This is a genomic window from Corynebacterium sp. KPL1995, from assembly GCF_000477935.1.
GTDB classification, from domain to species: Bacteria; Actinomycetota; Actinomycetes; order Mycobacteriales; family Mycobacteriaceae; genus Corynebacterium; species Corynebacterium pseudodiphtheriticum.
Genome location: NZ_KI515715.1, coordinates 953,108 through 967,356, shown reverse-complemented (window position 1 = coordinate 967,356; position 14,249 = coordinate 953,108). Strand labels below are relative to the sequence as shown.

Below are 14,249 nucleotides of genomic sequence, written 5' to 3'. Positions count from 1 at the left end.
TTACTCACATTTGCCGCGAGTTATCCACGTGAGATAACTCGCATGCACTACGGTGAGCAAAGACAACATGAACGTTTCCTCATATTTTCTGTAAAGGATGCCACTGCATGTCTTTGACACCGCTTGATTCCATGCGCGCCCCCGCCATCATCTTTGCTGGTCAAGCCTCGGAATGGGAAAAGCAGCTGCGCAATGCCGCTGCCAGCCACCACGCCGTCGGCCGCCTGGACAATTACCTGACCCAAGCCCGTAGCCTGGTCAGCCCTTACGCCCGCACCATTGCTTCCACTATCCCAGGAGCCATGGAGCGCTTGGAAGCGCTCGTGCACGCGGACTCCCAAGACACCGGCGCATCCAACCACACGACCAGCCCGAACAATTCCACTAGTTCCAATGACGTATTCCCCGCTGTCAGCATCCCGGGCATCGTGCTCAGCCAGCTGGCTGCCATTGATCAATTGCGTGACCTGGGGATGAACCTTGCAGGTTGCGACCTAGAACAGGGCTCAACACAGAACAACCCAACCACCGCCTTCGGCCACTCCCAGGGCAGCCTCGGCATCGCCGCCATCAAACATCCAGTACACGCACTGGCCCTGGCCATCCTGATGGGCACAGCAGCAAGCGTCGCCCACGGTTCCACCGATTCCCGCTCGCACATGCTGTTGATCCGCGACCTCCCGCGCGATGTCGTCGAGCAGTCCCTGAATGGGACCACCACTGGCTCAGCCGCCATCTCCGTGGTCAATGGCACCCGCGCTTTCGTTGTCTCGGGCACCCCGGATGAACTCGCAGCGGTAGAAAATAACGTCGCCGCCCACGCCAGCGCCTATAACGACGCCCTGGAGGCACGCGAATTCGGCGGCTCAGAACTCACTCCAAACTTCACCTACTTACCGGTCGCGCTGCCTTTCCACCACGACAGCCTCACCGAAGCCGCAGAGTTGACCATCGAGTGGGCCCAGGCCTGCCAGCTGGATCTCGGCGACACCGATATCGCCACCGTCGTCCGCGACATCCTGATCCGCCCGTTCGACTGGACCGCACAGACTGCCCAGATGGTCGACCAGCACATCAGCCACGCTCTGGTGCTTGACGACGGCCTCGCAAAACTCACCACCCCGCTCGTGGCGGGCACCGGTCTATCCGTCGTTCCGGCTTGGACGTCGTCGCAACGCGATAACCTCGCAACCCCCGGCGCGCAATTGCCTACTGCGCGCGACTGGTCTGAGTTCGCCCCACGGCTGGTCACACTGCCGGATGGCAAGACGTACACGCAGACGAAGTTCTCTGCACTGACCGGCTTGTCCCCGATCATGCTCGGCGGCATGACGCCAACCACCGTCGACCCAGCCATCGTGGCCGCTGCCGCCAACGCTGGTTTCTGGACGGAGATGGCCGGCGGCGGAATGTATTCCGAAGAACTGTTTACCGAACTGAAGAATTCGCTGATCCGCCAGCTGCAGCCTGGACGCACCGTGGCGTTTAACACCATGTTCTTCGATCGCTTCATGTGGAACTTGCAGTTTGGCCAAGCGCGCATCGTCCCGAAGGCCCGCGCGAACGGCGCTCCAATTACCGGTGTCACCATTTCCGCTGGCGTGCCGGAAGCCGACGAGGCCACAGAACTGCTCGCCCAGCTGCGTGCCGACGGTTTCCCATATATTTCCTTCAAACCGGGCACCACCAAGCAGATCCGCGACATCCTAGCCATCGCTGCCGCCAACCCGGAGCACCAGTTAATTCTGCAGATCGAGGACGGCCACGCCGGCGGCCACCACTCGTGGCTGGATTTGGATGAGATGCTCATCGACACTTACGCCGCTGCCCGCGAGCACGATAACGTCACCATCACCGTCGGCGGTGGCATTTACTCAGCAGAACGTGCCGCGGAATACCTGACCGGTACGTGGTCACAGAAATATTCTCTGCCCCGCATGCCGGTCGACGGCGTGTTCGTCGGCACGGTCGCCATGGCCACCAAAGAAGCCACTACCTCTCCGCAGGTCAAACAGCTGCTCGTCGACACCCCAGGTATCAGCCCGGAGACCAACGGCGGTTGGGTCGGCCGCGGCCGCGCTAACGGTGGTGTGGCCTCTGGTCAGTCGCATCTACTGGCGGATCTCCACGAAATCGATAACTCTTTCGCCGCTGCCGCCCGGCTGATCACCTCGCTGGATCCAGCTGATTACCAGGACCACCGCGAAGAAATCATCGCCGCATTGGCCAAGACCTCCAAGCCGTATTTCGGTGACGTCGAGACCATGACCTACCAGCAGTGGCTGGAGCGTTTCGTCGACCTAGCCTTCCCGTTCATGGACCCGACCTGGCAGGATCGCTGGTTCGACCTGTTGCACCGCATCGAGGCGCGCCTGCACCCGTCGGATCACGGCGAAATCGACACCCTGTTCCCGGACCTGGATTCCGTCGCCGATGCCCCGGCCAACCTGCGCACCTTGCTCGAGGCCTTCCCGCAGGCTGCCACCACTACCGTCGCAGCGCGCGATGCCGCCTGGTTTGTTTCGCTGAATCATAAGCACAACAAGCCGATGCCATGGACCACGGCCATCGATGGTGACCTGAAAAAGTGGTTCTCCAAAGACACCCTGTGGCAGGCGCAGGAGGATCGTTACGACGCCGATGCCGTACGCATCATCCCGGGCCCGGTCTCGGTAGCAGGCATTACCAAGGTCGACGAGCCCGTCGCCGAGTTGCTGGCCCGGTTTGAAACCGGCACCACCGAGGCCTTACAACAAGCTGGCGTGGAGCCAGCCAAGCAGTACTCACGCCTGGGCAACGCCACCACTGCAGAAGAATTCTTGCGCCAGGCCCCAAGCTTGGAATGGCACGGGCACACCATCGCCAACCCAGCCGTGGAGCTGCCAACTGAAGCCTTTGACATCATCAACGACGGCACCGAGGCTGCCCCGCAGTATTCCATCCGGATCAACACTGATTCCTACTGGGATGACCTGCCAGAAGAGCAGCGCCCGTTCTATGTGAAGTCCGTGTCCATCCCCGTCGATCTTTCCGACGCCGTCGCCACTGGTGCCAGCCCGGTTGTGGACCACGACCGTCTGCCACAAGCAGTCTTTGAGCTGTTGGCAGGCCTGGCTGGTGTGGGTTCGACCTCCGAATCTGGCGATGAGATCACCGCGCTGCCCACCATCGTGGAAGGTTCGGTCGACGAGCAATATCCATTCGGCTATGCCGAAGATTCCTTCACCTTGCCTACCACGCTGTTGCAGGCACACACCGCAGTCACCGGCGCTGGTTTGGGCGACAAGCTCACCACCGCCCCGGGCACCCCGGACGTGCTGGTGGGCCCAGCCTGGCCTGCGATTTATACCGCTCTAGGCTCTGGCCGCATTGGCGAGGAGCACGGCGAGCCTGCTGGTACCGACTACCCAGTCATCGAGGGTCTTCTCAACGCCGTGCACCTGAACCACGTTATTGACCTGCGGGTGCCACTCCACGAACTCGCCCGCGGCAACAAAGGCGAAAGCAATGCGCGCCGCATCGACGTCAAATCCTGGTGCTCTGCGATCGATGAGTCCAACGCCGGACGCATCGTCACCGTGGAACTGGAATTGCGCGATCACGAATCCGGCGAGTTGGTGGCCACCCAGATGCAGCGCTTCGCTATCCGCGGCCGCGCCACTGGTGCCAGCGTCCCGGCACCTGCCCCGGAATGGGGCGGTGCTGCCCTAGCTGCTGAGGTCGAGCCGACCCCACGTTCCTTCGTCGACCGCGCAACCGTCACGGCGCCGCAGGATATGACCCCATTCGCGCTGGTCTCGGGCGACTATAACCCGATCCACACCTCCACTAATGCTGCTCGCCTGGTCAATCTTGACAACGCCCTAGTGCACGGAATGTGGCTCTCGGCCACCGCCCAGCACTTGGCTAATACCCACGGCACGGTCACCAGCTGGACATATTCCATGTTCGGCATGGTGCAACTCAGCGACAAGGTGGAAATCACCGCAGAACGCGTCGGACGCGCCGGAATCCACAGTGCTTTAGAAGTCACCTGCCGCATCGATGGTGAAGTCGTCTCCGTCGGCCAGGCGCTGTTGGCACAACCGGCCACCGCCTACGTCTACCCAGGCCAGGGTGTGCAGGCAGAAGGCATGGGCCGCGGCGATCGCAACGCATCCCCTGCTGCACGCGAGGCCTGGCGTCGCGCGGATCACCACACCCGCACCCAGCATGGTTTTTCCATCCGGCAGATCATCGACGACAACCCAACGGAGCTCAAGGTGCGCGGTACTACCTTCCGCCACCCGCAGGGCGTGCTGCACCTGACGCAGTTCACCCAGGTCGCGTTGGCCGTTGTCGCCTATGGGCAGACCGAGCGTTTGCGCGAAAACAATGCGCTGGCTACTGGCGCCATGTATGCCGGGCACTCGTTGGGTGAATACACCGCGCTGGCTTCGCTGGCGAATATCTTCGATTTGGAAGCTGTCATCGACATCGTCTACTCGCGTGGTTCCGCGATGGGCACGTTGGTCGAGCGCGACGAGCACGGCAATTCCAATTACGGCATGGGTGCGCTGCGCCCGAACATGATCGGTGTCAGTGCCGATGATGTGCAGGATTATGTTGCCCAGGTGGCGCAGGAAACCGGCGAGTTCTTGGAGATCGTCAACTACAACATCTCCGGCCAGCAGTATTCCATCGCTGGCACCAAGGCTGGCCTGGCGGAATTGGGTAAGCGCGCGAAGTCCATCGCCCCGCGTGCGTTCGTGACCGTCCCGGGCATCGATGTGCCGTTCCACTCCCGCGTGCTGCGCGACGGCGTGCCTGCATTCGCGGACAAACTCGACGAGCTGCTACCGGAGACCTTGGACCTGGATGCCTTGGTCGGACGCTATGTGCCGAACCTAGTGGCCCGCCCGTTCGAACTCACCCAGGATTTCGTGGACGCCACCGCGGCTTTGGCTCCGTCTGGCCGTCTCGACAACATCGACGCCGCCACCATGGAGCCGCAAAAGCTGGCCCGCCTGTTGCTGATCGAGTTGTTGTCCTGGCAGTTTGCTTCACCGGTGCGCTGGATCGAAACCCAGGAATTGCTGTTTGCTCGCGTCGACCAGATCATCGAGGTCGGCTTGGCGTCGTCGCCAACGTTGACCAACTTGGCGCAGCGTTCCATGGCCGTGGCTGGCGTCAGCTTGCCGGTGTACAACGTCGAGCGTGACCAGGATGTGGTCATGCTCGCCGACGTCACCGAGGCGCCAATCGAGGTGGATGACGAAGATACTGCAAGTAACTCTGCTGCCGCCGCCGACCAAGCCAGCCAGGCGCCGGAGGTCGGCGCCGATGCTGCACGTCCTACGGAAAACCCGGCACCGATGTCGGAGGCGGGTCCTGACTCCACAAACACTGCAGCCACCGCAAACACTGCCACCGAGGCAGCCCCAGCAAACGCGTCGGCAAGCGCCAGCGCTAACCCCAACGCTAGTACCGCTGCTGGAGCCAACACTGGAGGCGGCGCCCCGGCCGGCGAGCTCAGCTTCACCGCCGCCGAGGCCATCATGACGCTGTTCGCGTTTTCCAATAAGATCCGCCTAGAGCAGATCAACGATTCCGATACCGTCGAAGAACTCACCAACGGTGTGTCCTCGCGTCGTAACCAGCTGCTCATGGATATGTCCGCTGAACTAGGGGTTCCAGCCATCGACGGGGCCGCTGATGCTGATGTCGCCACCCTGCGTGGCCGCGTCACCACCGCAGCTCCGGGCTACAGCCCGTTTGGTGCGGTGCTCAGCGAAGCCATCGGAGCGCGCCTGCGTCAGCTCACCGGTGCCGCCGGTGCCAAGCCTGCTGCTGTCGGCGAGCGGGTAACCGGCACCTGGGCACTCCCACAATCCTGGATCGCCCACGTGGAAGCCGAAATCCTGCTGGGCTCGCGCGAAGAAGATTCGGTGCGTGGCGGATCGCTAGCAACGATCCCAACTTCGGCCAGCTCCAAGGCAGAAGTCAACGAACTAGTTGACGCCGCCGTGCAGCAAGTGGCTGCTCGCCACGGGGTGGCGGTCTCGCAAGCAACCGGTGGCTCGGGTGCCGGTGGTGGTTCCGTCGTGGATTCCGCTGCGCTCAACGAATTCGCCGAGCAAGTCACCGGCGAAAACGGTGTGCTGGCTACTGCCGCACGTACCGTACTGGCGCAGCTGGGCTTATCCGAGCCTGCACCAGAGACCCCGGAAACCGATAACACGCTGTTTGAAACCGTCGAGGCAGAGCTGGGTTCCGGCTGGGTCAAGACCGTCACCCCGGTCTTCGATGCCCGCAAAGCTGTGCTTTTCGACGACCGCTGGGCCAGCGCCCGGGAAGATCTCGCCCGCTACGCGCTGGGGCAAGCAGATATCGCCCTGGAGCGTTTCCGCGGCACCGGCACGACCGTCGCCAAGCAAGCCCGCTGGTGGGCAGCCAACGGTGGGCAGGGCGAGCTGGAAGAGATCGCGCAACTGGCAGAATCTGAGCTGCAGGGTGCCTACGCCGAGGATATTGCGCTGGTCACCGGTGCTGCTCCGGGCTCGATTGCCACTGCGCTGATCGCGCGCCTGTTGGAAGGTGGCGCGACCGTCGTCATGACTGCTTCGCGCGTGAGCCAAGCGCGTAAGGAGTTTGCCCGCAAGCTGTATGCCGAGCACGCCGTCCCGGGTGCTGCGCTGTGGCTGGTACCGGCGAACTTGTCGTCCTACCGCGACGTCGATGCGGTCATCGACTGGATCGGCACTGAGCAGGTGGAATCCGTCGGCAATGAGGTGAAGCTGCTCAAGCCAGCTCTGATCCCAACCCTGGCCTTCCCATTCGCCGCCCCACCGGTGACAGGGTCGCTGGCCGACGCCGGCCCGCAGGCAGAAAACCAAACGCGTTTGCTGTTGTGGTCCGTCGAACGCACCATCGCGGGATTGGCCGGTTTGGCGCAAGCTGGCGTCGACAAGCGCTGCCATGTGGTGCTTCCGGGTTCACCAAACCGCGGTGTATTCGGTGGCGACGGCGCTTATGGCGAGGTCAAGGCCGCGCTGGATGCGATTATGAACAAGTGGAAGGTTGAGGCTGGCTGGTCCGACGGTGTCACCCTGGCGCAGGTTCTGATCGGTTGGGTGGCCGGTACGCACCTGATGGCCGGCAACGACGGACTGGTTCCGGCTGTGGAGGCTGCGGGTATCCGGGTCTGGAACCCAGCAGAGATTTCCCACGAGCTGATGGGCTTGGCTTCTGCCGAATCCCGCGCGCAGGCTGCCAAGGCTCCGCTGCACCTGGATCTGACCGGTGGTTTGGGTGACACGTTGAACATGGCTGAGCTGACTGCCCAGGCGGCAGCGAATGCGGAACAAGCCGCCGCGGCCGCAGCAGAGGCAGCAGCCAACGCCCCCGCTGCCCCGGCGACCATAACGGCCCTGCCAAATATCGCAGTGCCAGCCCAGCCGGAGCGTGTGGAAACCGGTGAGATCACCACAGATCTGGATGACATGATCGTCATCGCTGGTGTCGGTGAGGTCTCGTCCTGGGGCTCGGGCCGCACCCGTTTCGAGGCAGAATACGGTATTCAGCGCGACGGCTCGGTGGAACTAACCGCCGCCGGTGTTCTGGAGCTGGCCTGGATGACGGGCCTGGTCAACTGGGCCGAAGACCCAACCCCGGGCTGGTACGACGCCAATGGGGCAGAAATCGCCGAAGAGGAAATCTATGCTCGCTTCCGCGATGAGGTCGTCGCCCGCGCTGGCGTGCGCACCTTGTCGGATAAGTATCACCTGCAGGATCAGGGTTCGATTGACTTGGCGACGGTCTTCTTGGACCGCGACATCACCTTCACCGTGCCGTCCGAGGCCCAGGCCCGCGATATCGAAGCTGCTGACCCATCCTTTACCCGTGTGGCCGAGGCCGACGGCGAGTGGCAGGTCACTCGCTTGCAGGGCGCTACCGCGAAGGTGCCGCGCAAGGCGACGCTGACACGCACGGTGGCGGGCCAGATGCCGGATAACTTCGACCCCACGCGATGGGGTATTCCGGAGCACATGGTCGACGCCCTGGACCGCATGGCTGTGTGGAACCTGGTCACCGCCGTCGACGCGTTCATTAGCGCCGGGTTCAGCCCCGCGGAACTGCTGCAATCGATCCACCCGGGCGATATTGCCTCTACTCAGGGCACCGGTATTGGTGGCATGGAATCGCTGCATAAGGTCTTCGTCTCGCGCTTCTTGGACGAGGAGCGCCCGTCGGACATCCTGCAGGAAGCCCTACCAAACGTGATTGCTGCGCACACGATGCAGTCGTTGGTCGGTGGCTACGGTTCCATGATTCACCCGATCGGTGCGTGTGCGACCTCTGCGGTCTCCATCGAGGAAGGCTGCGACAAGATCAAGCTGGGCAAGGCCGATGTGGTGGTGGCCGGTGGTATCGATGACGTGCAGGTGGAATCGCTGGCCGGCTTCGGTGACATGAACGCAACCGCGGAGACGAAGAAGATGACCGACCAGGGCATCGACGAGCGCTTCATCTCCCGTGCCAACGACCGCCGTCGCGGCGGCTTCCTGGAGGCCGAAGGTGGCGGAACCGTGCTGCTGGTGCGCGGTTCCTTGGCCCGCGAGCTGGGCTTGCCGGTCTATGCGGTGGTTGCACACGCGGCGTCCTATGCCGATGGTGCGCACACCTCGATCCCTGCCCCGGGCCTGGGTGCTTTGGGCGCTGGACGGGGCCGCGAAAACTCGCGCCTGGCAAAGTCGCTGCGTGGGCTGGGCTTGCACCCGAACGACGTTACGGTGCTGTCCAAGCACGATACCTCCACCAACGCCAACGACCCGAACGAATCCGAGCTGCACTCCATGCTGTGGCCAGCCGTCGGCCGCGATGCCGATGCTCCGCTGTTTGTGATTTCGCAGAAGTCGCTGACGGGCCACTCCAAGGCTGGTGCCGCGCTGTTCCAGACCGGTGGGTTGATCGATGTCTTCCGCACCGGCCGGGTGCCGCACAACGCGGCGTTGGATTGCGTGGATCCGCTGATCGAGCCGAAGGCGAAGAACCTGGTGTGGCTGCGCGACGGCGTTTCGCTTGCCGACGCCGGGCGTCCGGTGAAAGCGGCTGTGTTGACCTCGCTCGGCTTCGGTCACGTTGGTGCCGTGGTGGTCTACGGCCACCCGGGTGTCTTCGAAGCTGCGGTGGCCGCGCAGTTCGGTGAGGACGCTGCCGGTGCTTGGCGCGAGCAGGCGAATGCTCGTCTGGCTGCTGGTACCGCGCACCGCGAGGCTGGCATGATTGGCCGCCGCGCGTTGTTCAGTGTGATTGAGGGCCGTCGCTTGCCGGAGCGGGGTTCGAAGGAAGCGGAGATCGCACTGCTGCTGGACGAGGATGCTCGTTTGGGCGCTGACGGCACCTACCCGCTGCCTGGTGAGTCTGGTGAATCTGGCCGGAAAGACTAGACGTACGCCAATTTGCTGGGTAAGATCAAGTATGAGAATTGAACCTCAGTAAGCGCCGGCTCGTTTCCGGTGGCGAATGCTCCAACCGGGCCTTCGGGCCCGGTTTTTTTCATACCCGAAAGACTTTTGTCCTATGCCTGTTAACTACGGCCTTAACTACCGCGTTGGATTTGATGTCGGCACACACTCACTTGGATGTGCTGCTATCGAAGTAGATGACAATGATCAACCGATCCAAATTCTCAGTGCTGTTTCTCTGATTCATGATTCTGGAATCGATCCTGATCAGAATGAACACGCCATTACTCGGCTAGCTACCTCGGGTATAGCCCGTCGGACGCGTCGCTTGTACCGGCGTCGCCGCCACCGCATAATCAAGCTGGAGAAATTCCTACGGTCTCAGGGATGGAAAACCGTGAATTTCGAGTACTACTCCGACTCCTATCTACCGTGGAAAACACGCGTTGCTTTAGTGAACGGTTTCATCACGGATGAAAAGCAGCGCGGTGAGTACTTGTCCATTGCACTTCGGCATATCGCCAATCACCGGGGCTGGCGGAACCCATATTGGAAAGTTTCTAGTCTATATTCTCCTGACGCACCCAGCGATGCGTTTGAACAGATACGGAAAGAGCTTGAAGCAAAAACAAAGCGGAAAATCCCGCACGATGTCACCGTCGGACAGCTCATCTCTTTTGCCCAATTTGGCCAGGATCGGCTGCGCGGTGGCGGAAAAAAGAAAGACAAGAATAAATCTGCGAGCGAAGTTAAACAAGCCGTCATCTCTGCTCGACTGCACCAAATTGACCACGCTCGCGAAATCAACGAAATCTGCCGTGTCCAAAAAATTGATGACGCACTGCGCAAACAAATTCTGGATTTAGTTTTTGCCGCCGAATCTCCAAAAGCTGCGCGGCCCGGCAAAGATTCACTGCAAGAAGACAAATACAGGGCGTTGAAGGCTTCCGATGCTTTCCAGCGTTATCGCATCGCTGCACTTATCGGAAATCTTCGGATACTTCACGCAGGGGCCACTCGTCGGTTGAATGGCGATGAGAGACACATCGTATTCGAATACCTCGTCAACTTAGCACCGAAAACAGAGCCATCATGGCTCAAAGTTGCTGAACTACTAAGCATTGATCGCGGCCAGTTGCGAGGTACCGCGACAATGACTGACGACGGTGAGCGTGCCGGGGCAAAACCACCTGTACATGACACAAACCGAACCATTCTTGGGTGCAAGGTTAAACCGTTAGCTAAGTGGTGGCAAAACGCATCAGAACCCGAGCGCGCAGCAATGCTGAAGGCGCTGTCTAATGCCGAAGCCGATGATTTCGATTCTCCTGCTGGTGCGCAAGTACAAGCCTTCTTCGCGGAATTGGACGAAAAAGAACACGAAAAATTAGATTCGCTTCACCTGCCGATGGGGCGCGCGGCTTATAGCGAGGACACGCTGGTGCGTTTGACTAAGCGCATGAACCAGGAAAATTTGGATCTTTATGACGCCCGCCGCGCTGAATTCGGAATCGCCGAAGACTGGACACCGCCGGCTCCGCGGATTGGTGAGCCCGTAGGAAACCCAGCAGTGGACCGCGTGCTCAAAGGGGTTGCTCGTTGGTTAGAAGCTGCCGCCGACGAGTGGGGCGCACCTAAATCAGTAGTTATTGAGCATGTTCGGGACGGCTTCATCAGTAAGTCCAAAGCACGCGAAATCGACCGCGAAAACAATAAACGCCACAAACATAACGAAAAGTTGTTCCGAGAAATGGAAGAACATCTCGGTATTGAAGGTAAGCCTCGCAGCGCTGATCTCTGGCGTTTCCAGTCGGTACAGAGGCAGGATTATCAGTGTGCATATTGTGGCTCACCGATCACGTATGCCAATAGCGAAATGGACCATATCGTTCCGCGCGCCGGTGAAGGCTCTACCAACACGCGGGATAACCTGGTTGCGGTTTGCCACCGCTGCAATCTTTCCAAATCCAATATTCCTTTCGCGGTCTGGGCACAGAAAGTCAGTATCCCGGGTGTCAGCGTAAAAGAAGCCTTGGACCGCACAAAGCGCTGGTCCGTAGACTCTGGTCTGAACAAAACTGAGTTCAATAATTTCCGTGCCAAAGTCCGTGCCCGGTTCCAACGCACTGCTCATGATGAACCACTTGATGCGCGCTCCATGGAATCTGTCGCGTGGATGGCTAATGAACTACGCGCACGCGTTGCGCAACGGTTCCACCAAGAAAACACCAGTGTTAGCGTATACCGCGGTGCAATTACTGCAGAAGCACGCCGTGCTGCAGATATCACCAAAAAATGCGCTTCATTGGTGGTCCCGGCAAAACGCGACTTGACCGTCGCCATCACGCTGTGGATGCAGCAGTTGTCGCATTCACCCGTCAATACGTCGCTGAAACCTTGGCTATCCGTTCCAATAAGAAGCGTGCAGCCGAACTTCTCCGTGATGCTCCAAGGTGGAAAGAGTTCACTGGTGCGGATGAAAAACGACGTGCAGCATGGAATGCGTGGCTGCCGAAAGTCCAGAAACTCGCTTCATTGCTGCAAGTTGCCTTAGATGAAGATCGCATCGTTGTTACCCAGAACATCCGTCTTCGCGTCGGTAATGGCCGCGCGCATAAAGAAACCATTGGCAAGTTGAAGACAATCCGCGTTGGTGATGCTATTTCGGCCACCGACATTGATAGAGCATCCTCTGAAGCTCTGTGGTGCGCTCTTACTCGGGACAAAGATTTCGATGCGAAAGCCGGTTTGCCAGAGAATCCCGAGCGCAAGATTAGGATCCACGGCACCTGGTATGGAGCTGACGATGAAATCGAAGTTTTCCCTGTGGGAGCCGGTGCAATCAAAGTACGCGGTGGCTACGCCGAACTCAGCCGTTTCCATCACGCGCGAATCTATAAGGTTCCGAAGAAAACAGGTTATGACTACTGCATGCTGCGTGTTTACAACACCGACCTTGTACGGCACCGAAACGAAGATCTATTTTCTGTTGAGCTAAAGCCGCAAACCATCTCTGTACGTCAAGCAGAGCAAAAATTGCGTACAGCTCTAGCCAATGGCACAGCCGAATACCTCGGCTGGGTGGTTATTGACGATGAGCTTGTTATTGATACAGCTAAGTTTAATACCGGACAAATCGCAGAAATGCAGTCTGAATTCGGCCAAATCCGGCGGTGGCGACTAGATGGGTTTTATTCGGATACCAAGTTTCGGCTCCGTCCTCTACAGATGAGTGCAGAAGGCCTACCAGAGGACTCCACAGACGGGGCTAAAAAAGTTATCGACAAACCAGGATGGCTTCCTGCAGTCAACAAACTTCTGGCTTTAGGAAATGTCACTGTTGTCCGGCGCGATGCATTGGGCCGTGTTCGACTTATTAGCGCTGCGCACCTGCCCATTTCTTGGAAGGTCGATTAGATATGAATCCAGGATGGCGGGTTATCGACTGCACTAACTTAGAGGGTTCGCTGCGATATTCACGTGGTCAGCTCGTCATCCAGAAAGCTGAAAATCCAGAAATCGCAATCCCCTTGGCGCAAATTGCGGTCGTGCTGCTCGGTACTCAAGGTTCGATCAGTGGTGCCGTGCTGCAAAAATTCAGCGATTATGATATTGCGTTGCTTGTTTGCGACTGGCGAGGAGTTCCAGTCTCCGGCGCTTATCCCTGGAACCAACATTCGCGCACAGGGGCTCGGCAACAAGCACAAGCGCAGCTTCCGGTCCCGAAAAAGAAACAAGCGTGGACACGGATTATCGCAGCTAAGATTCACGGACAATCATCAGTACTCCGTGCACTAGATAAACCTGGCGCAGAGGAATTGCTCAAGCTTTCCCGCACAGTAAAATCTGGCGATCCAGAAAACAAAGAAGCACAAGCCGCTCGACGGTACTGGTCTCACCTTTCACACGAGGAATCTTTTGCTCGTCTGCCTGGCACAGGAGAACCTGGCTGGAATTCATCATTGGATTACGGCTATACACTTCTACGTGGCTATGGAATTCGTGCACTAGCAGGCGCCGGATTGTCCGGAACCCTTGGAGTGTTTCACCGTGGCCGTGGTAATTCTTGGGCGCTCGTAGATGACCTCATGGAGCCTTTCCGTCCAATGGTCGACCAAATTGTGTTTTCGCAAATTGAATACGGCGAAACTCTCGATGCGGAGCAGAAGACACAAATTTCTACAGGCCTCAATACAGCTTTTGCTAGTGGCGGCAAGAGTTTGAGCACTGTCTTCAACGAATTCGCTCAACACTATGGGCAATACGTTGAAGGTAGGTTTCCGGACCTCAGTGTTCCTAGGTGGGAAGGATTCCTCCGTGCCCACGAAGGATAGCGAACCAATGTGGTGTGTAGTCATGTTTGACTTACCAGTCAAGACCAAAAAGCAAACCAGGGAAGCTAATCGCTTCCGCAATCATTTATTGGACCTTGGCTTTTGCCGCTCGCAACTGAGTGTTTATGTGCAGTATTTTCCTCTCGCCTCACGGATTGCAAAAACAGTCAAAGAGATAAAAACTAATTTGCCAGACGGCGGTGAAGTGAGAATAGTCTCAGTCACCGATAACCAATGGGCAAAAGCCATCAGATTTTCGAAACACCAGGAAGCCGCAGTTGAGGAAAAACCAACACAACTACTAATTTTTTAATGAGGAATCGCCAAATAACCCCAGTAAAACGGCCCTTTTCGGGCCGCACTGAAGTATATCAGGGGTAATGAGAACTGAACCCCAGCGCCAGCTCACAGAAAAGCACGGCACCCCGAAGTATATCAGGGGTAATGAGAACTGAACCCCAGCCGTGGC

Annotated in this window: 4 protein-coding genes and 1 pseudogene; all 5 read left to right on the top strand. The window is 59.0% G+C overall.

The annotated features are described in order from the left end of the window. The first annotated feature begins 107 nt into the window (after nt 1-107). The 5 genes and pseudogenes from HMPREF1292_RS04240 (at nt 108) to cas2 (ending at nt 14,093) form a co-directional block, all read left to right on the top strand. Nucleotides 108-9,428 (top strand): type I polyketide synthase, encoded by a 9,321-nt coding sequence (locus tag HMPREF1292_RS04240; RefSeq protein ID WP_023018885.1) that lies wholly within the window; start codon nt 108-110, stop codon nt 9,426-9,428. Between the two features lie 76 nt (nt 9,429-9,504). Further along, nucleotides 9,505-11,981 (top strand): annotated as a pseudogene (gene cas9 / locus HMPREF1292_RS04235) (type II CRISPR RNA-guided endonuclease Cas9); the annotation flags it as partial. Beyond that, nucleotides 11,982-12,863, top strand: a complete 882-nt coding sequence (locus HMPREF1292_RS11555; protein WP_023018883.1) for a hypothetical protein — start codon at nt 11,982-11,984, stop codon at nt 12,861-12,863. 2 nt (nt 12,864-12,865) lie between these two features. Then, nucleotides 12,866-13,780 (top strand): type II CRISPR-associated endonuclease Cas1, encoded by a 915-nt coding sequence (gene cas1 / locus HMPREF1292_RS04230; protein WP_023018882.1) that lies wholly within the window; start codon nt 12,866-12,868, stop codon nt 13,778-13,780. Continuing rightward, entirely contained in the window at nt 13,764-14,093 is a 330-nt protein-coding gene (gene cas2 / locus HMPREF1292_RS04225; protein ID WP_034645083.1) for a CRISPR-associated endonuclease Cas2, read from the top strand. The genes cas1 and cas2 overlap by 17 nt, the downstream gene beginning before the upstream one ends. The last annotated feature ends 156 nt before the right edge of the window (nt 14,094-14,249 follow it).